The organism is Shewanella sp. AC34-MNA-CIBAN-0136 (genome assembly GCF_040309945.1).
Lineage (GTDB): Bacteria > Pseudomonadota > Gammaproteobacteria > Enterobacterales > Shewanellaceae > Shewanella.
On record NZ_JBEOPJ010000017.1, the window covers coordinates 51,958 to 74,333 of the forward strand.

Sequence of the window (22,376 nt, forward strand, 5' to 3'; positions counted from 1 at the left end):
TAATCAAATTGAAACACCCAGATGTGAAAAGTCCGCCAAAGGCGCAACACGCTTAATATTCGCCTTAGCTTAGTACATAAAACAATCAATTAAAAAGCGGGAGTGGATTAGCCTTCGTGCGCTAAATACTCAATAATTTGTTCCATGTTCAGATTAAAATCATCAGCACGTACACACTTAACAATTAAGTCATCAGTGACAGTCGCTAAATCAATTTTGTTTCCTACTTCAAAGCGGTCTGGTTTTAAATGATAGAAAGGTCTGACTAATGGTCGGATAGGGTCTTTTGGGTTATGACCTTCAACAATAGCGAGTCTATTTGACTCAAGTTGAACCACTGAACCGATAGGGTAAACTCCCATACAACGAATAAACTGGTCGACTAAGTCTTTATCCAATTCATTTTTTTCAGCTAACGCGCGCAAAATACTGAACGATTTAACTTGGGCATAACCCTGCTTGTAACAGCGGTGCGAAGTCAGCGCATCAAAAATATCGCATATGCTGATCATTCGCCCATAAAGGGTAATTTTTTCTGCTGGTACGCCAAATGGATAACCCAATCCATTGAGTTTTTCATGATGTAAGCTTGCCACTTCTAAACTTAGTTGGCTGATGCCTGGGGTATTCTTCATAATTTCAATCGAGTAACTGGCATGAGTTTTCATAATATGAAACTCTTCATCGGTCAGTTTGTCTGGTTTGTTTAAAATCCGATCGGGGATCATGATTTTCCCAACATCATGTAAAAATGCGCCAATAGCCAGTTGATTAACTATGTCTTTGTCGATTTTTTTATAGACGGCAAACATGGTCATCAAAACAGAGACAGACACAGAGTGTTCTAATAAATATTCATCTTTATTACGAATATTTATCACACATGATAGGGCATTGGGATTATTAAAAATTAAATCGGTGGATTCTGAGGTGATCTTTTGTACCGGATCCATGTCTAACGGAAGACCGTGCTGCGCATTATGAAACAGCTTTTTCTGAATGTCTTTTGATTCATTGAACACTTGGCGCGCTCTAACTATTTCTTGATTAAAGAAATTTGCTTTCACATCGGTGCGTACAGGCGTCACTTTTCGGGGCGCTTGAGGCTTAGGCCAACTGATATTTTGCTCAATTGTTGCGACATCAACTTCAGCTTTACTGGTATCAATGAGTAGTTTGGTAACTGATTTACGTTTTAATGCTTCAATAACCTTTTCGCTTTTAAGCACACCAGGTTTAGTGAGCGAAAAAGTATCTTTGGGTTCGGTTATTTCGACTACATACATTCCAACACAAACGTCAGTAATGTCATGTTCAATCAGCATAAATCGGTTCCTTGGGGCTATTTTCAACGTATGAGCGATGCGAGTCAAAGTACAGTTATAGTACTGCTATAGTACGACATTTTTAATAATATAGCGTATATAGTGCTGCAATATAAGCGTGATAACTTAATGAAGATCAATATTTTACCAAAAAAAATACTTAGCGAGTGCTTATAAATGTAACGACAATGAAATATAAACATAAACGCAGTTTATGATGAATTACCAACGACGTCCATTGTGTTTGAATTATCGGCATGTAACTGCGCGTTTTTTATTCAAAACTTATGATTAATTCTACTAATACATGAGCTTAAATATTTTACTCTATCCCTATTACTTAACACATCGTGTTTAATTAAATGAATAAGCATCGAGTGCTAACAATTCATACTCAACGTCTTGATGTATTTTTTTAGCAACACTTGCTTCGCTCGCCCCTAAAACAGCAATAAGCGGTAAAAAATGTTCCTGAGTCGGATGATTAAACTTAGCAAATGGTGCGAGCTGTAAGTAGTTTAATAACGATTGGGTATCATTATTTGCTAGCTTTTCTTCAACCCATTTGGTGAATTGATTCATCATATCAACGCCATTTAGTGTTTTAGGCTGACGAAAAACCTCGCTTAAATTATGGCTTATTCCACCCGAACCTAATATGAGAATATTATCGTGTTTTAATGACGCAAGTAATTGTCCATATTGATAATTTTTTTCAGCGCTAACACGGGTGTTAATGGATATTTGTACGATAGGAATGTTTGCTTGTGGATACATTAATCTCAATGGGATCCATACACCATGATCCCAGCCATGTGTTGGGTCTAAATTCACCTTGATGCCAGCGTTAGTAAACGTGTTGGCAATTTGCTGAGCCAGTACAGGCTCTCCTGGCGCAGGGTAGTGAATTTGATATAGTTCATCAGGAAAACGATAGAAATCATGAACGGTTTCTGGTTGCGCCCCGGCGGTGATCACCACATCGTCAGCGACATCGAGGTGGGCAGAAAACACCACAATAGCTTTAGGTGCAGGCCGCTGCTGGCCTAATTGTTGTAAAAATCGAGATGTTTTGCTGTTTTCAACAGCCATCATAGGAGAGCCGTGTGAAATAAACAGAGGTTTTTGATGCTGTTGCATATTAGGTTTCTCGTTTAATGTCATTAACTACGAGGTTATTGTGGATTCAAATAACAATTTTTAAAAGTGTTTCATCAACATGCTGAATACGACAATAATTGACGTAATGAATGCCTGAGTTGTTTAAATACCGGTTCGTGACTGTAACGATTGTGCTGTATAACATCAACATTCGCTTGCCAGCCAATCTCTTTAAATTCAGACGGTAACAAAACTAGTTGACCGCTATTAACATAGTTATTGGCAATATGATTGGGCAGTAAACACCAACCATGCCCCTGCAATGCCAGTTCTAGCAAAATATAGTAATTGTCGGCGTACCAAGCATCTGGGCTAATGGCTGACTGAAAGCTACTGGATTTAGTATTTCGCGAACGGATCAACAGTTGGCGGTGCAATTTTAAATTGGCTAAATTATCACACACCTGTTGTGCTAAAGGGTGAGAACTTGCCACATACATATCAAACTTAATTGACCCGATTGATTCAAAATCAATGTGATTCGGAATCGTTAACTCACTGAAAATAATCCCGGTCACAGCCCGATCTGTGTCAATCATATCGATAATATCAATACTTGATGCAGTTAAAAACTCAAGCGTGATAGTTGGAAATTGAGTTTCGAGTTCATTAATAATATTGGACAGTTTTTGCAGCGGGATGCCTTCATCTAAACCAATCGTTAGCTCTGATACTGCTTGTTGGTCTAGGCTTTGGGCGCAATCACGCAGGCGTTGATGCTGGCTCAGTAATACTTGAGCATGGGGCAGTAGTTTTTTCCCTGCTGGTGTCAATTGTGGGTAACGTCCGCTGCGATCAAATAGTTCGCTATTGCAGTCTATTTCAAGGTTTATCACATGCTGACTGACAACCGACTGGGCTTTATTAAGGCTTCTAGCCGCCGATGAAAAAGACCCTGTGTTAACTGTCTGCACAAACGCTTCAAGCTGTTCAATACTATACATATCGTTTTTACCGATACTGACTAACTTTAATGTATCTTTATATTGGATGAAAATAGCGAAAACGTCACCATTTAATAGAGATAAACATGCAAAGAAGAGAAAGAGTATTTCACGCCGTGTCTTTTGAGCTCGTTGCCATGGCCATTATTGTTCCTGCAAGTGCATTATTAATTGAAAAAAATCCATTAGATATGTTACTTGTCAGCATAGGGTTGACGCTATTTGCAATGCTTTGGAATTATGTTTACAACCTGCAGTTTGATAAGTTAATCGGCCCAAATAGAGTTGAGCGTAAAATTGGCATTAGAATTGTGCATGCGTTGGGTTTTGAAGGCGGTATGTTATTGGTGACGATTCCGTTAGTGTCATGGTATTTGGCATTAAGTCTGATTGACACCTTAATATTAGAAGCTGGGGTTTTAGGCTTTATTTTAGTGTATACCGCAGTCTTTAATTGGCTTTACGACGTGTATCAACCGTACCAAAAATGGTTTGCTCATTTGGTACATTAATATGGTTTATTAGTGTGGCTTTTCGTCTAGGTTCATTATTAGTTAACCATTGATGTAACAGAGGATTTAACCACGAAGCAACGTTTGTATTCTATTAGTGTCATGGTTGCTGTGGCATCATGATAGTTGAATAATGATAAGCTGGATGCAAAACGTGAAAAATTACCGCCTAAATTATGCTGCCATCGTTATCGTCAGTGCATTGATGTTAATTAATCCTGTCGCAGCGGACACACTCGCACCGTTTACTAGTGATGGTTGCAGCGCATTTCCAGATGGCACGTTTGAACAAAGCGAATTATGGTTAACGTGTTGCCAAAAACATGATTATGACTATTGGAAGGGCGGCACATTTGATGAACGCCTTGCATCAGATAAAGCATTACGTGCCTGTGTTACCAATGTGGGCCAACCGCAAATTGCTTTATTAATGTTAGCCGGTGTAAGAGTGGGTGGCTCGCCATATTTACCCACCCAATTTCGCTGGGGTTATGGTTGGTCATACCCAAGAGATTACGGTTCGTTAACTGAAGACGAGCAGAAACAAGTAGAACGGCTCTTTGGTCAAGAGCAAAAGTAATCATTAATCATATGACAACAAAATCATCACAACACATCGGCACTCTTTTAGGCGTGTTATATGGCATATCGTTAACAATATTGGCGATATACCAGCGCTAAATAACTTTGGTGGGCTGATTACCATATCATTTATGTTTGTGGTTCCGTTGGTTATTGGTCTTATTCGCGTTCATTTTTAAGCTCAACAAAGAGTAAAATTTTTTAGCCGAACCCTTCGGACAGGGTTTGTTGGTCATTTCTACTATGTTATCTGCTTTTATTTAAGTCATAACCAACAATTCGCTGCAAAAACAACCTTGAAAGATCATCTGGTCCTGGCGATTAAACCGATGTCACCAGTGTCATTTCGATGCCAAAAACCGTTAAGCTTAATTAAAACCTCACGCCGTTAAGCTATCCCATGAGTGTTTAATCGTTATATTTGCTATTTCGATAACATCTCAATATCCACTATTTATCGTCATAATCTCTATTATTAGAAATGGGTTGTCATTTAAAGCCTCATTCAATCGCCTTTTTAATAATGTGTTAAATAGCGTCAACAGCCACTTGCGCCTCGATGTTATTTCAGCATACAATCGTGCGCTGAAATTGAGCTAACACGTGTACGCTATAAATGAATTTATTGACCCGACTTAACAAAGTCACTGCTAAAACCTTATTTCATACTGAATCATTAGGCAGTTATTTCGAACCGCTTATCCAACGTGTTAAGCCTGCGTGGCGAGCTCACTGGTTTCGTGCCCAGGTTTTGTCGGTTAAACCGCTTCGCGATGATGTATTACAGCTTGAGTTAGCTCCGCAAAAATCTTGGCCGCAAGCCAAAGCTGGCCAACATGTGTTATTAACGGTTGAGCTAAATGGACGGTTAATGACGCGGCCTTTCTCTATTTCGTCGTCGCCCGAACAACATCATGCTCAATACCCCAAAACACGGGTTATTCGCTTAACCATTAAACATAACGCGGATGGCGCTTTTACCTCAGGGTTAAGTCGGCATATAACTGCTGGTTGTTATGTTAACTTAAGCGCGCCGCAAGGTGATTTTGTGCTAGGTGAGAGTGTTGTTGACCTGCCTGAAACCCCATTATGGTTTGTTGCTGCAGGCAGTGGTATTACTCCGTTTATGGCTATGCTGCATCAATTGGCATTGTCTATAGAACGATCAGTATTGCAATCATCAAGCCCGATTCAGCTCATCTATTTTGCTAAAGCTGGCGAGCACTTATATGTTGATGAACTTACTGCTTTAGCGCAACAGATCCCTCAGCTCTCTGTGAAAATGTTGGTGCGTAAAAATGGCGACAGTTTAGCTGCTGCATTACAGGAGTGCCCAGCAGCGAGCCAAGTGTTGATCTGCGGTCCCGGCAAGTTTAAGCAAGATGTTGACTGCCAATTAGATGCCATTAATCACCCGCCACAACACCGTCGAGCCGAGTACTTTCAAGCACCGGTATTGCCCCAAACAGATAACGGCCACCAGCATATTCAGTTAACGCAGCGAGGCAAACAAACCCAACTTATATTAGCAACGAACGATACTTTGCTAAATGGTTTAGAACTACAGGGAATAAGTGCCAATTTTGGCTGCCGTATTGGTGTGTGTCACCAATGCCAGTGTGTGAAAAAAACGGGCGTGGTTAGAAATTTACGCACCGGTGAGCTATCGCAACAAGGTGAACAATTGATCCAATTATGCATTTCTCAGGCAGTGACGCCACTTGAGTTGGAATTATAAATCGATGAATAAAAATATTAATTTTGAGTTGTTAGCTAACGAGTTAGATGACTTAAAGCGCCAAACTTTAAGCGAGGTTGGTGCCACTGATGCTGCTTATATTCGTAAAGTGATTGTGTGGCAACGCGCTTTAGAGTGGGGCGGTCGTGTGTTATTGATGCTCGGGTTTATCCATCCACTATGCTGGGTTGTGGGGGTGTTGAGCTTAGCGAGCGCCAAAATTCTCGACAATATGGAAATTGGTCATAATGTGCTGCATGGGCAATATGATTGGATGAACGATCCTCATATTAACTCGCGTCAGTTTGATTGGGACATCGCCTGTGATGGTAAAAGTTGGCAACGGATCCATAATTACGAACACCACACTTACACCAATGTAATAGGTAAGGACCGTGATTTTGGTTATGGTTTGCTGCGTTTGTCGAATGATTTTTCGTGGCGGGTTAAAAACCTATGGCAATTTATCACTTACGTTAATTTAAGTATGCTATTTCAATGGGGTGTGTCTTACCATGAACTCGCTGCAGAACGTGTTTTTATGGGTAAAAAGAAACAAGACCGATCATCAAAAGTTGATGCTAGTGAGCTCAAACGTCGCTTTTTTAGTAAAGGTGGTAAGCAATTAATCAAAGATTACCTGCTATTTCCTCTGCTGGCCGGTCCACTATTTTTGTGGGTGATATGTGGTAACTTAATGGCTAATCTAATTCGCAATCTATGGACGTCTACCATTATCTTTTGTGGCCATTTTACCACCGATGTACATACCTTTAGCCAAGCAGAGTGTGAAAATGAAACTCAAGGTCAATGGTATTATCGTCAGGCGTTAGGGTCGTCAAACATTCTCGGTGGCAAATTGTTTCATATATTTACTGGTCACTTGAGTTTTCAAATAGAGCATCATTTGTTCCCAGACTTACCATCGTCACGCTACCAGCAAGTGGCGCCACAAGTGGTGGCAATATTTGCCCGCCATGGGATTGCTTATCATACAGGGCCTTTTTTACGTCAATATAGCCAAGTGGTTAAACGTATTTTACGTTATTCTCTACCATAAACTGGATGACATTCGCTGACTAAGCACTTCAACCGAAGTGCTTTTTTTTATCGATAAAATATTCATAGGCGTGGTTATTAACAGCCGTTAAGATAGGTCAATCTGTTTAAACTGGAAACGCGAGAGATGATACCTTCAGATAAAGGGGTACGAGCTATAGCGATGCTAGAAGCAAGTAAAGGCGTATTGGCTTTATTGGTTGCAATAGGCTTACATGCGTATGCTGGTGCAAATTTGTCGGTGTTGGCAACACAATGGGTGACGCATTTACACCTAAACCCTGCAAGTCATTACCCGAGTATTTTTATTGCAGCGATAGGATCGGTATCGCAATCAAGTCTGACGTTATTAGCATTAGGAGCTGCGGCATATACTTTGGTGCGCTTCATTGAAGCCTATGGTTTATGGCATAACATGCGTTGGACTCAATGGTTTGCACTTTTTAGTGGCGCAATCTATTTACCTTTTGAGCTTTACGAAATGATGAGCCACTTTAGCCTGCTCAGTGTGATTGTGTTGCTAATTAATCTTGTGGTGGTCATATATATGTATTTTGTGTTGTTTCCGCGTAGAGCAGCCATATGAGATCCGCTTCAATGTTTCGTTACGCAGATTAATCTAAAATTATTAACAGAGTTTAATGGCCAGCGGTTGATCCATTAAGTGGTAATGTTAGTATAAATACTCACTAGCATTAACGATGAGTTAGCGAAAACACGATTGATTGACTCGAAATGATTTATTTTACGCGAGTTTATGACGTTAATTTATGTAGACATTCAATTAAGTCATTTGCTTTACTAAATGCACTTTATTTGAATTGAGACCCGTTTTATTAGTGGTGTAATATTTGTTTTAACGGCGAGTGTTTTTATTGGTTTAATAAAACGACGATAAATACTCGCTGAGATACAATGTAAGCAACATGTTAATAGTAGAGGTGTTTATTATTAATCTTGCTGGCTTGTAATCACCATTTATACAAATGCTGTAATGTTATGACTAATTAATTCTACTTTACGAGGAATAAAATGACTGACATCGATATTGGTATAAAAAAAGATGACCGACTAAAAGTTGCCGAAGGCTTAAAAAGTTTATTGGCTGACTCTTACACGCTTTATTTGCAAACCCATAATTTCCATTGGAATGTTACCGGGGTACATTTTCGCGAATTACACTTAATGTTTGAAGAACATTACACTGAACTTGCGACAGCGGTCGATGATATTGCCGAACGTATTCGTACCTTGGATGTGGCCGCACCGGGAACGTATAAAGAGTTTGCGCGCCTGAGTTCTATTAAAGAAGTAGAAGGTGTGCCGAGTTCTACTGATATGGTTGACTTACTTACCCTAGGCCATGAGCAAGTTGTTAAAACATCGCGACAAGTGCTTAAGTTAGCACAAGCTGCTGATGATGAGTCAACGGTAGCCTTGGTGTCTGACCGTATGCGGATACACGAGAAAACGGCGTGGATGTTAAGAGCGACACGTAAGTAATCTGTACGATACTGAACCGTGTTGATACAATTTGCGATGGTTAGTGCTGTTATTATTTGAATTTGAATTTGAGATGCGACGATCTACTCATGAAGTCGATAGTTAGCATGATATTCTGGCATTAACTAAAATGTGAGTTAAAACGTGAATTAAAAAAGCGCCTCAATAAGGCGCTTTTTTGTGTTTAAGCAGTAGCAAGTTGTTTAAAAAACTCTTCTTGCTGTTGTCTCACTGTGTCAACGTCATTGGTTGCTTTTAAATAAGATCGCAAACCAATAATGTTGATTTGAATTTTCTTCGCCGTGAGTTGACTGTCTAAATGGGCAGGCAAGTCGCCTTCAAGTTTGGCTTGGTCAATAATACTGGCAAATCGTTGTTCAAATTTGTTGAGCTGCTCACGGGCAACGTTTAATGTATCTAGATGAGATTCATCTAATTCAGATAACGTCCTTACTAACATGCACAATTCACTGGGTGAACCTTCACAGCATGGTTTAATCAGCCCACGTAGATAATGTGTTAATCCAACCCATGCATGATCATGTTGTTGTAACATATTATTCAAATTACGTTCGCCCGTTTGAGCATAACGAATAAGTGTCGCTTGATATAAATCAGCTTTACTACCAAATGCGGCATAAATACTGCCTGGTCGCATGTCCATAGTTGTTTGAATTTCTCGCGTTGATGTGGCCAAAAAACCTTTCTGCCAAAACAGATTTTTTGCTCTTTCAAGTACGTCATCGCGATCAAATTTAGAAATATTAGCCATTACATCCTCTTTGGTTAGTTGGCTATTTTACGTTAACCCTATGAGATAAGGCCAGTATCTTTTGGCAATTTTTTAACCATAATGGCCATTGTTGCTGATTATGCTTAATTATGGATTTGATATGAACGATTCCTAATTGAGCAAATAATGTCGATTAAACAACAAAACTGCATTCACGAGAGGTTATTTGAATTACAAAATTGACGGGTAAATGCAGTGGATAAGCATGAGTGGTGTTGTGATATTGGTTTTGTGATATTAGCGTTGTACTAGTAATGATGTAATGGTGGCATTTTGATATTGGCGTTGTACTAGTAGTGATGTAATGGTGGCATTTTGATATTGGCGTTATATTAGTACGGCTATAATGAGCCGTTATTAACGATAAAGCGGAATTGAACTAATGTATTCAATTCCGCTTTCAAAACTAAGCGCTCAATTTACACTCAAATTAAATCCATTGTAAAAATGCGCTGATTAAAGGCTAAGACCAAACCCCTTTTTCGGTTTTACCTTGTATTTCTACATCGGCCAGTTTGAACTCAGGCTTGTTAGTGGTTTTAAGTTTAACTTGATAATCACGGGTTAAATTTACGATGGTCGGGGTTAACAGCATAATGGCACTGATGTTCACTACCGTCATTAATCCTAACGCCATGTCGGCCATGTTCCACACTTCTTTTAATGAGGCGTTGGCTCCCCAATACACCATGCCTAAATACAATAGTGTGTAAATGGTGCGGCCATAGATGTTATCGAGTTTAAACAGATGCAAGTTACTTTCGGCGTAGGCGTAGTTTGCTACTACAGAAGTAAAAGAGAACAGCGTAATAATGATGGCAACAAACATATCGCCGCTTATGCCCATATGGTAGGTCATGGCGTTTTGAGTGATACGAATACCTTCCATTTCACTGCTAATACTACCTTGAGCCAGAAGAATCACAATGGCGGTACAGCTACACAACACCATAGTGTCAATAAACACCCCAAGCATTTGTACGTAACCTTGCGCAACCGGGTGATTTGGCACCGGAGTGGCGCCCGCTGCCGCATGGGGTACACTACCGGCACCGGCTTCGTTAGAATATAACCCGCGTTGAATACCATTTTTAATGGCCGCACCGAGCGCACCAGCTGCTGCTTCATTTAACCCAAAAGCAGAGTTAATAATATCCATCAATACCCCAGGGACTTGTTGGATATTAATAATGGTGACGGTTACCGCTGCCAAAATAAATGCTAAGCCCATAAAAGGCACCACGAACTCGGCAAAACGAGCAATGCTGCGAAGGCCTCCCATAACAATAATGCCAGCAATTAAAGTAATGACCGCTCCAGAATAAACGGGTGAAATTTCGAAGGTGTGGTTGAGTGCGTCGGTGATGGTGTTGGCTTGCATGGCACTGAAACTAATGCCGTAACCAAGGAATAAACATAATGCGAATAATACCGCTAACCAAGGTTTATTCAGCCCAGCGCGGATATAATAGGCGGGTCCTCCGCGGTATTCTTTATGATCGTCTCGCACTTTATATAGCTGACCTAAAATGCTTTCGGCAAATCCGGTCGCCATACCCAGTAGCGCGATAACCCACATCCAAAATACTGCGCCGCTGCCACCGAGTGATATTGCCATGGCGACACCGGCTAAATTACCAGTACCAACACGGGCAGAAAGGCCGGTACACAAGGCTTGATACGAGCTAATGCCCGATTTGTCACCTTGAGTACTGCCTTTCATTACTTTAAACATATAACCAAAATGGCGAAGTTGAATAAATCTTAACTTCAATGAAAACCACACACCGGCAAATACCAATATATAAATGAGCACTTGGTATTCGCCCCACAGCACATTGTTGGTGAGCGATATAATGTCATTAATCATTTAGCAACTTCCTTTTATTGAGTCTTCTCTTTATTATTAGAGTTTATTGTTAAGAGTCTTTTTAAAGTTTGTTGATGCTGAAGCTTATCTTTTCGATAAATGGATCCCTGCCAACATACAACGAACAGAACCGCCAGCCATCTCTATAGCCGATACATCTAATGGTAGCAGAGTCACGCTTTGAGTTAATAACGCAATTTGCTCATGTGTTAACGCATCAAAAGCACGTTGTGATAATGCTAAAAAACGGCCTTGTTTTGATTGTAACTCAAGTGCATTACCACAAAAATGACGAATTTGATCTTCGGTTAAGTTAATAATCACTCTGCCACTGTCTTCAAATCGTTGAATAATTTGCTGACGACGTTGAGTGTCTTTAATCATATCGAACCCAGCCATGACATAATCACTGCCAATGCACATCAATACATTGGTGTGATAAACCGGTACTCCAGCTTCATCTTGCGCATCAAACACCATTGGCTCGTAATTAAATTGAGTACAAAAACGCTCAAGCACTAATGAATCGGTACGCTTGGATCGAACCGCATAAGCCACTCGTTCAACATGGTCGAGAACCATGGCACCAGTACCTTCTAGATATATGTTGTCGTATTCTAAGCCCGAATAATCAATAACATCCTGTACTCGATATTGCTGTTTGAGCATATCGATGATGTCAGTCCGGCGTTCTTTACGACGATTTTTAGCATACATAGGATAGATAGCAACATGACCACCTAGATGGGTTGAAAACCAATTGTTAGGAAATACCGAGTCTGGTGTTTCTGTGGTGGTATCTTCAAAAACGTGCACCGTGATGCCTGCTGTTTGTAATAGTTGCTGAGCTTGGGTCACTTGATCATAAGCTTGTTGCGATAGCTGCAGAGCATCTTCGGCCAATTCATGGCTTTGATAGCTGTTATCTGGCAACGTTTCAGGGTTAGGACTGAAATGATGTGGACGGATCATCACCACCGCAGATGGCGCTTGAGGGTTAATGGCCATTATGCACCTACAGCCAAGCGACTAGCTTGAGATGCTGGGGTTAATAAACCAAATAAATCCCGTGGATTTTCTTGGTTGGTGAGTAACTCGAGTTGCTGATGACTTTGTTGCTGCATAATTAAATCATGTACATATCGTAATGCAGAAAAATCTTCAATTGCAAAGCCGACACCATCAAAAATAGTCAGTTGTGAATCGTGGGTGCGACCTTGTTGCTCACCGCGAATAACGTGATACATCTCTGTAACGGCAAACGTTTCATCTAGTTGCTGGATATCACCTTCAATACGGGTTTGTGGTTCATATTCCACAAACACATCGGCACGTAATAGTAAGTCTGCTTCAAGTTCTGTTTTACCAGGGCAATCGCCGCCAATGGCATTGATGTGTACTCCATCACGCACCATTTTGCTGGTTAAAATAGTCGCATTACGTTTATCGGCAGTGCAAGTAGTGATCATATCAGCGCCTTCGATAACACTTTCAGCTGAATCACATAACGTAAGTGTGATGCCCTGGTCTGCCAGGTTATGCTGGCATTTAGCCATTGCGCTTGGATCAATATCGTAAATTCTGACATTGGTAATCCCTAACACCACTTTACAGGCCAAAATTTGGAACTCAGATTGAGCTCCACAACCTATCATCGCTAAGGTAGTGGCGCCGCGTGGGGCCAAGTATTTAGCCATCATGGCGGAGGTTGCAGCGGTACGAAGTGCGGTGAGTATGGTCATTTCAGACAACATAACAGGATAACCGCTGGCCACATCAGACAACACACCAAAAGCGGTGACAGTTTGCAAACCGATATGGGTATTTTTAGGGTGGCCATTGACGTATTTAAAGCTAAATTGTTGTTGATCACTGGTTGGCATTAGCTCTATCACGCCGTCAGTTGAGTGGCTGGCAAAACGTGGTGATTTATCAAATAACTCCCAACGACGATAATCTTGTTCAATATAGTCTGTTAACCCTAATAGAAACGCCTCAGTGCCAACGTGTTTGAGTAAGGCTAACATGGCTGTGACACTGACAAAGGCAACATTTGAAGACTTTTTATTGATGGCTATATTCATTATATTAATCACTTTAGTTGACACGTTTGGTCATGTTGACCAAACGCTAAATAAGACTGTGATTAAGCTTATCGAGTGTCTTTGCTAAACAAAATGCTATTATGTTGTAATAATTTAACTATTATTTGTCATAATGCTAGGCTGTATATTACAAAATGACAATTATTCTCCAAATAAGGTCTTAACACCATGCAACCACCACATCAATCTGCCCACCCTTATTTGTATGATACGCTCGACAAACAGCTTATTTCTATCCTGCGTAAAGATGCCAGAGCATCAATTTCTAAGCTGGCGCAAGTATTACAAGTTTCACGCGGGACGGTGCAAAACCGTTTAGACAGATTGGTTAGTAGTGGCGCTATTTTAGGGTTTACCATTCGCGCACACGAACAAATTGAATCTAATGTGGTGCGGGCCATTATGATGATTGAAGTAGTAGGGCGCTCAACAACCCAAGTGATCAATAAACTCCGGGGCATACCGCAACTCGAAAAATTGCATACTACTAACGGCGCTTGGGATTTAGTCGCCGATATTAGGGCCACCAGTTTAGAAGAATTTGATAAAGTGTTGAGGGAAGTTCGCACCATTGAAGGGGTACTCAATAGTGAAACCAGCATTTTATTGAGTACAGTGTAATCATCACCACTGAGCTGACGTCTAATATCTGGCCACGCAGATCGGACAATGCTAAGTGGCCTATGATGCTTTACCGAACGAGGAAACGGTTACATGACGAACGTTAACGTGCCTTTAAGTGCTAATCAACACCAATTAGCCTTACTGCGATTAGTCAATTGGGGCCTTAAAATTGGCCTTATTCTGTTTGCCACCGACTTATTTGGCTTAACCACGCCTCCAGTAACCTTGTCTTACGTGCTCATTTTTGAAGCCTGTTATGTTGGCTTTAGCTACCGATTTCATCGACTCAGCATGAACAACAATGGTTTGTTGTTTTTAACCTTATTATTAGACACCTTGTTCTGGGCTACCTGGTTATATTTTACCGGTGGAGCAACCAATGCCTTTGTCTCATTACTGCTATTACCGATTGCGATTTCAGCGATTACCTTACCCAGATGGGCACCGTGGTGCTTAACCATCGTATCGACGATATTTTATACTTTGATGATTGTTGATATCACCGAACAAAATAGTGGCTCGGTAATGGATCATGACATGAGCCAAATGCCAATTAACCACGTTATGCAAGCAAACCAGGCAATGGCTGCAAATCATGTTATGCCTGCAAGCCACAGTATGGACATGGGCTCGCACTATTTAGGCATGTGGTTTAATTTTGTTATTTCGGCATTAGTGTTAACCGTCACGGTGGGCTTTATTGCCAAACGAATAAGACAAAAAAATGCCGAGCTGCGCTATTTACGAGAAGGCCAGTTACGCCAGGAAAAGATATTGGCCTTAGGCACCGCATCAGCGCAAATGGCCCATCAATTGGCAACGCCGTTAGCCACATTGCGTTTACTCACCGATGAGTTAGTCGATACCCATCATGATGCAGAACAACTGGAATTGATCAGCGAAATGCAGCAAGCGCTGAATCGCTGCGAAGTCACCTTAGCTGACTTACGTTTAGCGACCGAATCGATACGGGAGCAAAAACTAGCACAACAGCGGGTCGATGAGTTAGTGGCAACCTTAACCGAGCAAATCAGTTTATTGATGCCAGAAGCGCAACTGAATATCGCCATAGCACCACAAGTTGAGTCACGTATCGTGTTGACCGACATGAGCTTGTTACCTGCATTAATGGCGTTAATTCAAAATGGCATTCAGGCCAGTGAAGATAATCAACACCAGACTTGCGTAGATATCAATATTGGCTTGTCACAACCTAATCAGCTGAGTATGACTATACGTGATTACGGTGTCGGCATTGCGACTCATGTATTGCAAACTTTAGGCAGTAACATGGTGAAAAGTCCCAAAGGGATGGGCATTGCGGTATTATTAAGTCACACCAGCTTCGAGCGTTTAGGCGGTAAGTTATACCTTAAACCACATTCAGAATGCGGCACAGAAGCCATCGTGACGTTGCCGTTAAGCGTATAAAAAACGAGTTGAAGCTATTTTGAACGAATAGAAGCTATTTTAAACGAATAGAAGCGAATCGAAGTAAATAGACGTTGAAATAAATACAAGCTGAATTGAGAACATCATGAACAAGCTATTGATTATAGAAGACGATTTAGCCCTAGCCGCCATTTTAGCCCGCCGCCTCGGTAAGCATGGCTTTGAGTGTAAAACCTGTCATCACGCCAGCGACAGTTTATTAATGGCAAGGCAATTTGTGCCAACGCATATCGTGTTAGACATGAAACTGGCTGAACATAATGGTTTGTCGTTAATTAAACCGTTAAGACAATTATTACCCAACGTCCACATGGTATTGCTCACAGGCTTTGCCAGTATCGCCACTGCGGTAGAAGCCATCCGCCTCGGAGCAGACAATTACCTCGCCAAACCCGTCGACACTCAAACCTTATTAAATGCATTATTAGTCACACCAGACACTACAACGACTTACGATGATATTGAAGAACTACCCCTTAACCCCAAACGGGTCGAATGGGAACACATTCAACAAGTCCTCGCCACCAACAATGGTAACGTATCAGAAACTGCCCGCCAACTGGGCATGCACCGCAGAACCTTGCAGCGCAAATTGCTGAAAAAGCCAACGGCAGATAATCGGTAGAATAGGGGAGTTGGGTGTTTGTCCTACTTTGGACAAAGGGTGTTTTTAGATATTGCTTCATGGTCTGCGGCCACTAACGTCGTGGCGCTTCACCCACACCAGACTAACATCGCAAGGTTCCACCCTGCACGGGCCAAAAGGGGATCAACAGCAATCCCCTCTTGGATCACCCCTGCCGTTCCGGCAACATTTTTGCTTTTTAACCAAACAACAGCAGCGAAAAATTGCGACGGAAATTATCGAGCTTCTGACAGCGAATGTAACCATCTTCAGCCCATCTTGTAATAAAGAGTGAAAATGCTAACGCTTCCGATGGTACATCCTGTACCCCGAAAGCTAGCCAGACATCCATGTCTGGTCTCACGTCATTTTCTTCAACGGCCTCAAGTTCAAAGCTGAGTTTAGATATTTTAAAGCAGTGACTAGCTCGTTTTTGGACAGAAATTAACTTAAGGGACAAGTTTTGAACTGTTTTTATAAAAGTTTACCCTGACCCCACTAAATTCAGAATGGTCCCAGCCACACCGCAACATTTTCCAATGAATGAAATGACAATAGATGCGAAAAGGTCGCCATGGTGTCAGATTTAACTTTGACCGGCATTTGTAGATGGCTTCGGCTTTATTCGAAAATGCTAACGCTTCCGATGGGGCGTCCCTTCCCCTCGAAAGCGAGCTGGCCGTCCATGGCCAGCTCACGCTATTTTCTTCAACGGCCTCAAGTTCAGAGTTGAATAAGGCATTTATGAACTAGAACTGTGGTGTGATATACATTGCTGTTGAGCGTGACACAACATAAATAAATGAGTATAACTATTAGAGGTTTAGTTGTGCTTATCAAACTAATAAAATGGATTTCAGTACTATTAATTTTTAGTAAGGTATTAACGGATTATGAAACGTAGATTTGTTTTTATATTTTTAATGATGATTTGTGCTGTTTCTGGATGCAGCAGTATTCCACTAACAACAATGTATAAAATGATGAGTGTCAATCCGCTAGAACTTGAACCAAGTGAGATAGTTGTCGCGGTTCAAGCCCCTAATGGAATCGTGGTTAGTAATAACGACGTAGTGATTAAGTTTGAATTTACAACGAATGACCCAAACTATAATTTTGAGGACGAGTATTTTGTAAAATTGAATACTCAATACGTATTACCTAATGAGTTAACACAAGAAATAAATCGGGACAGTAAATTTTATATTTTGCAATTGAGTCAAGATGATACGTTAAAAATGCTTCGAGGGCAGGAGCTTGTAAAGAAATACAGAATGAACAATAGCGATGGCGGAGGAAGCTTTAATCTTAGTGTCGAGTCTGTATGTAAAAATAGTCAGTTTTCTGTTAAAAATAATGAATTAAACGTGTTTATAAAACTTAATGAGAATGATGAGTTTTTTACCTTTATGGAAGACGTTAACGTGTTAGAGATTGGTGAAGACAAATCGGGTTATATTAAACCTATTAGGTCTTGCACATAGCCATGACCGTTGTGGCGCTTAGTCCATACCAGACCAAGATGAAACTGTATTGGCTAACGAAAGTTGGGCACTACTTTAGACGTTATCTAGCTTATTTTTGGACAAAAATCTGTTTAAAGAAAACATGCACCAGTTAAGATGTAGCTAAGAGCTGCAATGGCAGCATCGAGGGTCAGGCGATAAGCTGCTCTGAAATCCCTTTAAACGAAGCAAAGCAGGTATCAAAGTTATGTGGATCTGAGTTGTACACCATTGGAGCTACAAACTCGTCAAAACGCGTATGAAACAATTCGTTGGTTTCTAGCTCTTCTAATCCCAGCTTTAACTCATTATGCGGATCGTCGACAAACTCCTGATGTTGATTTCCATATCGCGCCTTATCTTCTTCTAAGACAGCATTAAAAATCGGCTTTAACACGTCCATATCAATCATATGTTCTAAGCTAATACAGTGCACATCGTAGATGTGACGAACCAATGTCTCGTCATCCATACGCTTTGGATCACGCTTGACTGACATGGTGCGGCGTAACATGGAAAGCACTTTTTCAACCAAAGTCGAATCAATGGAAATACACGACATAGCGCTTACTTCGGCAGGTTGCTTGTAGCTTTGTGCCACTAGCGATGAAATAGTGCGAGATTCAACCCCTTGAAGTTCAATGGTCTCAATGAGCTCAAGTTTGATGTAAGGTCGTAGACACGGTGCTTGATTGTATTGTTGAGGGTACTCTATTTCGATTTCTACATAGCGATATGAATCTAAAACCGTTTTTTTAAAGTATTTTAGGTAAGGGTGCTCAGCTAACATCGCTAGGAGGTCTTCAACTAATACTTTGCGAGCTCTTTTTTTCGCTTCTGTACCTTTGTTGAGAAATTCCAAAGTAGGAATCAATTTTATATCGACGTCTTCAGACATACGCATGATCTTAATGTTTGACTTAGCTAAAGCTGTTCCACCTGAAAACACAAGTCGATGGTGCTCACTGTTTACATTTTCCAACATAGCAAGTAGTGACACAACCCAATAGTCCTTTTCCGGGATGGATGGGTTACCTAATTCGAGTGCATCAGAGATTTCGAGAAACTGCTTTTTTAGTTTTGATATGGTCATTGTCGATTACTCAATACCCTGTTACCAACTTTAATGATGCGGTTGAATTGCTTAGAATCCCACTTGTACTGGATTGAAGCTGGTATTTGAGTGGACTTTCCATTGATGCTTTTTTTTGATATGGCATCCATTTCAAAATCTACACCACGCAATTTTAAGATTTCACGCATTATTGCATCAGTGCCACCTGGGTTCTTTGGCATAGGTTTATTAGTTAGGCTGTTGATCGTTGACTTAGTGTATAAACCATACCCGACTTTCATCAGTTCGCCTTGAGCCACGAGTTTTTTCAAAACACGACCAATTTGGTCATAGCTGGCATAATTGTCGAAATCTTTACGCTCGAACACATAGCGGCGAGAGCGCTTTAACTTTTGATTAATAAAGTCAGTTGCTGTCATGATTCACCCTCCTATATAGTGCTTGACCTTAGTATACTTGAAGCTCATCGTTATTTGAAATATTTACGGCATTTACTCAAAAAACATGCGACATAAAACCACAATTTAATTTTACCATTATCATGTTTATAAAGCTTTTTCTGGCAACTATTACATTCCGACATATTATTTTATTTGTTGGCGACCCAATTAAAAATAAATTCATTTTTAGCGTAAATTTGTCGTCGTGGCGATATGAGATGTGAAGCGCTACTATATAGTAAAGACATGAGAAAAATTAAGTCAAAGAGTAACGTCAGGGAATTTGCGAGCATAGGCCCAACACATAACGGGGCAAAAATGAGTTAATTTTTTGGCTTTAAAAGTACAAATTCAACTCTAGACTTGAGGATGTTGAAGAAAATAGCGTGAAGCTCACATGGTCTTTCTCGCACATCTATGTGCTACAAGGCATTCAGGCATCCTGCCTATCAGATGTGAGCTTAGCTTTCACGGTACAGGTCGTTTCTTGGCGTCCTGCCATCACGACATTCGTGAATCCATTCACATCAGATGTACCATCGGAAGCGTTAGCATTTTTACTCTTTATTACAAGATGGGCCGAAGCAGTCTGCAAATACAGGTCAAAGTTAAATTTAACTCCATGGCTACCTTTTCGCAGCTGTTGTTTTGTTAATAGCGAAAATGTTGCGGGGCGGCTGGGCCAATTCTTTTATAAAGAATAAAGAGGGGATTGCTGTTGATCCCCTTTTGGCCCGTGCAGGGTGGAACCTTGCGATCTAATTCAAACGAAGTTTGATAAATCTGGTGTGGGTGAAGCGCTACGACGTTAGTGGCCGCAGGCCATAATTCAGATACCATATATCATATGATGAAATAGATACTTTGTAGATGCAGCAAGCTAAGCTTTCCATTACTATAACGAGTCGTTACCATGGGTGTCGGTTCCATCCATTTCTTTCAGGCTCTTTCTAATATCACAGGGCAGGCCTTCGACATATATGTTGAAAAGATCCACTTCCAGAAATCGAACAAATCGAATCATCGTCGACACGATGAACCATCAAGTTGTGAACAACCCTTCGACTCAAACAACAAGGTATCCCAATGACTAATCAACTGTCCCAGCAAACTCCCCTTACTGTCGAGACAGTCGACGATCTCGCTAAATTGGTCAACTACTCATTGATGGATGCGCTCAACAGCGATCCTGACGCGACAGCAAACGGCGTCGACCATGCGCCACGACAAGTGTTTTCGGGCCACTATGTGCCTGTTAAACCAACACCGATTGAAACCCCAGAATATGTAGCACACAGCAGCAGCTTGTTTGCTGAATTGGGTTTTGCTGACAGCATGGCGCAGTCTGCCGATTTTATGAGCATGTTCTCTGGTGACCTGTCGAACATTCCTGAACCCATGAGTAAGGTTGGGTGGGCGTGTGGATATGCATTGTCCATTTTTGGTACCGAATACATCCAACAATGTCCGTTCAGAACGGGTAATGGCTACGGCGATGGTCGAGCTGTTTCTGTGCTTGAGGCTGTGATTAACGATAAACGCTGGGAAATGCAGCTTAAAGGCGGTGGCCGCACGCCATATTGCCGCGGTGCGGATGGTCGCGCTGTGCTGCGATCCAGTGTGCGTGAGTTTCTCGCGCAAGAACACATGCACGCGCTTGGCGTACCAACGTCTCGATCGCTGAGTTTGTATGTGTCTAAAACCGAGACGGTGCAGCGGCCTTGGTATTCTGAGGGCTCTAACGCACAAGACCCTGACCAAATGATTAGTGAGGCGGTTGCTATCTCGACACGTGTCGCACCTTCGTTTATTCGGGTTGGTCAACTTGAACTATTCGGTCGCCGCGCCCGTAAGCAGGAACATCCGCAAGCGATGGCAGAGCTTGAACAGTTGATGTTGCATTTAGTTGACCGTGAATACGCTGATGTTATCGACCAACAACTCACTAATGAAGAAAAAGTGCTTTTATTGGCGCGCGAGTTCCGTAGTCGTTTGACGTCATTGATAGCGAACTGGATCCGTGTTGGTTACTGTCAGGGTAACTTTAATAGCGATAACTGTGCCGCTGGTGGCTTTACGCTCGATTACGGTCCGTTTGGATTTTGCGATGTGTTCAATCCACAATATCAACCATGGACGGGTGGCGGGCAACATTTTGCATTTTTGAATCAAGGCGTGGCAGCAGAACGTAATTTCTTGATGTTTTGCACCGCATTAAGCCCATTATTGATGTCTACACCAGATTATCTAGAACAGCTCCAGCAGTTGGTCGATGGTTTTGCCACCGAGATGCAAACAAAGATGGAGCAGATGTGGACGGCTAAGCTTGGGCTTAACACTTTTGATGCGGCGTTATTTAATGAGCTTGAAACGCTGATGCTGCAAACCCCAGTGGATTACACAATATTCTTCCGTGAGCTTTCGTCGTTGCCTGATGATATTGGTCCACTGACTAACAGTTTCTATCGAGATTTATCGCAAGGGCCACAAGGATTGGAGCAACGCTGGTCTGCTTGGCTGACACAATGGCAATCATTGCTTGGTACCGAAGACAATAGCAATATGCTTATTGCAGATGCAGATGCAGATGCACAACCACGTAGCCGTGATGATATTATTGCGCAGATGCAACGAGTTAACCCTAAATATACTTTACGCGAGTGGTTGTTGGTGCCTGCTTATCAGCAAGCCAGTGTTGGCAATTATGCACTCGTTCGAGAATTGCAGAAGGTGATGACCCAGCCATACGCAGAGCAGTCACAAGAAATTGAAGACAAATACTATCGACTCAAGGCATCTGAGTTCTTTGGGGTAGGTGGATGCTCGCATTTAAGCTGCTCGTCGTAATGTTGAGATAATCTATCAGCTTTGATTGGTTTCATGCTTTATGTCACCTGCGTCAGGATGGTTTTCTCAACGTATCTGACGATTAAGCTGGTATATTATCATTAGCCTAAAGTGGCTAAATGTTTATTTTTAGCCATAAACGGCTAAATCAGCCTGTGTGCTATCAATGCTCTTAGTCGTTATTAGCCAAAAATGGCTAAACTTGCATTATTAGCC

General features: G+C 41.4%; 20 protein-coding genes. 11 read left to right on the top strand and 9 right to left on the bottom strand.

All coding sequences use genetic code 11. The annotated features are described in order from the left end of the window. Positions 1–107: 107 nt before the first annotated feature. The 3 genes from AAEY94_RS16110 to AAEY94_RS16120 form a co-directional block, all read right to left on the bottom strand. A complete protein-coding gene (locus tag AAEY94_RS16110; protein ID WP_101088445.1) occupies positions 108–1,325 on the bottom strand; it encodes a cyclic di-GMP phosphodiesterase in 1,218 nt (405 codons plus the stop codon). Positions 1,326–1,679: 354 nt separating this feature from the next. Beyond that, positions 1,680–2,465 carry a DODA-type extradiol aromatic ring-opening family dioxygenase gene (locus AAEY94_RS16115; RefSeq protein ID WP_101088444.1) on the bottom strand — a complete coding sequence of 262 codons (786 nt, stop codon included), beginning with the start codon at positions 2,463–2,465 and terminating at the stop codon, positions 1,680–1,682. A 74-nt stretch (positions 2,466–2,539) separates the two neighbouring features. After that, entirely contained in the window at positions 2,540–3,430 is an 891-nt protein-coding gene (locus AAEY94_RS16120) for a LysR family transcriptional regulator (protein ID WP_350979249.1), read from the bottom strand. An 86-nt stretch (positions 3,431–3,516) separates the two neighbouring features. Between AAEY94_RS16120 and AAEY94_RS16125 the strand changes: the two genes are divergently transcribed. The 6 genes from AAEY94_RS16125 to AAEY94_RS16150 all read left to right on the top strand — a co-directional run bounded on the left by AAEY94_RS16125 (position 3,517) and on the right by AAEY94_RS16150 (position 8,824). Next, complete coding sequence (locus AAEY94_RS16125) at positions 3,517–3,942, top strand: PACE efflux transporter (protein WP_162022997.1); 426 nt, start codon at positions 3,517–3,519, stop codon at positions 3,940–3,942. A gap of 145 nt (positions 3,943–4,087) precedes the next feature. Further along, complete coding sequence (locus AAEY94_RS16130) at positions 4,088–4,522, top strand: hypothetical protein (protein ID WP_502959407.1); 435 nt, start codon at positions 4,088–4,090, stop codon at positions 4,520–4,522. 618 nt (positions 4,523–5,140) lie between these two features. Then, a complete protein-coding gene (locus AAEY94_RS16135; RefSeq protein WP_350979250.1) occupies positions 5,141–6,262 on the top strand; it encodes a flavin reductase family protein in 1,122 nt (373 codons plus the stop codon). Positions 6,263–6,266: 4 nt separating this feature from the next. After that, positions 6,267–7,322: a fatty acid desaturase family protein gene (locus AAEY94_RS16140; RefSeq protein WP_101088440.1), complete on the top strand. Its 1,056-nt coding sequence runs from the start codon at positions 6,267–6,269 to the stop codon at positions 7,320–7,322. Between the two features lie 126 nt (positions 7,323–7,448). After that, entirely contained in the window at positions 7,449–7,907 is a 459-nt protein-coding gene (locus tag AAEY94_RS16145) for a DUF2127 domain-containing protein (RefSeq protein ID WP_350979251.1), read from the top strand. A gap of 446 nt (positions 7,908–8,353) precedes the next feature. After that, positions 8,354–8,824 (top strand): Dps family protein, encoded by a 471-nt coding sequence (locus tag AAEY94_RS16150; protein ID WP_101088438.1) that lies wholly within the window; start codon positions 8,354–8,356, stop codon positions 8,822–8,824. A 184-nt stretch (positions 8,825–9,008) separates the two neighbouring features. On the opposite strand, the gene AAEY94_RS16155 is transcribed toward AAEY94_RS16150, so the two are convergent. From AAEY94_RS16155 to ocd, 4 genes are all read right to left on the bottom strand, one after another. After that, the gene (locus AAEY94_RS16155) at positions 9,009–9,596 is read right to left on the bottom strand and encodes a TetR/AcrR family transcriptional regulator (protein WP_350979252.1); all 588 of its coding nucleotides are present in this window, start codon (positions 9,594–9,596) and stop codon (positions 9,009–9,011) included. A gap of 484 nt (positions 9,597–10,080) precedes the next feature. Next, complete coding sequence (locus AAEY94_RS16160) at positions 10,081–11,487, bottom strand: alanine/glycine:cation symporter family protein (RefSeq protein ID WP_350979253.1); 1,407 nt, start codon at positions 11,485–11,487, stop codon at positions 10,081–10,083. A gap of 84 nt (positions 11,488–11,571) precedes the next feature. Beyond that, on the bottom strand, positions 11,572–12,495 hold the full coding sequence (gene ctlX, locus AAEY94_RS16165) for a citrulline utilization hydrolase CtlX (RefSeq protein WP_162023002.1): 924 nt from the start codon (positions 12,493–12,495) through the stop codon (positions 11,572–11,574). After that, complete coding sequence (gene ocd, locus AAEY94_RS16170) at positions 12,495–13,571, bottom strand: ornithine cyclodeaminase (RefSeq protein ID WP_162023003.1); 1,077 nt, start codon at positions 13,569–13,571, stop codon at positions 12,495–12,497. Before ocd ends, ctlX begins: the two co-directional genes overlap by 1 nt. Positions 13,572–13,760: 189 nt before the next feature. Between ocd and AAEY94_RS16175 the strand changes: the two genes are divergently transcribed. The 4 genes from AAEY94_RS16175 (at position 13,761) to AAEY94_RS16190 (ending at position 17,777) form a co-directional block, all read left to right on the top strand. Then, on the top strand, positions 13,761–14,213 hold the full coding sequence (locus AAEY94_RS16175; protein WP_101088433.1) for an Lrp/AsnC family transcriptional regulator: 453 nt from the start codon (positions 13,761–13,763) through the stop codon (positions 14,211–14,213). Between the two features lie 93 nt (positions 14,214–14,306). Then, positions 14,307–15,647, top strand: coding sequence for a sensor histidine kinase (locus AAEY94_RS16180; RefSeq protein WP_350979254.1), 1,341 nt, complete (start codon positions 14,307–14,309; stop codon positions 15,645–15,647). A 106-nt stretch (positions 15,648–15,753) separates the two neighbouring features. After that, the gene (locus tag AAEY94_RS16185; RefSeq protein ID WP_350979255.1) at positions 15,754–16,293 is read left to right on the top strand and encodes a response regulator transcription factor; all 540 of its coding nucleotides are present in this window, start codon (positions 15,754–15,756) and stop codon (positions 16,291–16,293) included. An 893-nt stretch (positions 16,294–17,186) separates the two neighbouring features. Continuing rightward, a complete protein-coding gene (locus AAEY94_RS16190) occupies positions 17,187–17,777 on the top strand; it encodes a hypothetical protein (RefSeq protein WP_182750841.1) in 591 nt (196 codons plus the stop codon). 172 nt (positions 17,778–17,949) lie between these two features. Here AAEY94_RS16190 and AAEY94_RS16195 read toward each other — a convergent pair whose 3' ends face one another. Together AAEY94_RS16195 and AAEY94_RS16200 are read right to left on the bottom strand one after the other, a co-directional pair. Continuing rightward, positions 17,950–18,891 (bottom strand): nucleotidyl transferase AbiEii/AbiGii toxin family protein, encoded by a 942-nt coding sequence (locus AAEY94_RS16195; protein ID WP_335692127.1) that lies wholly within the window; start codon positions 18,889–18,891, stop codon positions 17,950–17,952. Further along, complete coding sequence (locus AAEY94_RS16200; RefSeq protein ID WP_182770863.1) at positions 18,888–19,292, bottom strand: DUF6088 family protein; 405 nt, start codon at positions 19,290–19,292, stop codon at positions 18,888–18,890. The genes AAEY94_RS16195 and AAEY94_RS16200 overlap by 4 nt, the downstream gene beginning before the upstream one ends. 1,107 nt (positions 19,293–20,399) lie before the next feature. Between AAEY94_RS16200 and AAEY94_RS16205 the strand changes: the two genes are divergently transcribed. Next, positions 20,400–22,160, top strand: a complete 1,761-nt coding sequence (locus tag AAEY94_RS16205) for a protein adenylyltransferase SelO (protein WP_350979256.1) — start codon at positions 20,400–20,402, stop codon at positions 22,158–22,160. Positions 22,161–22,376: the final 216 nt, after the last annotated feature.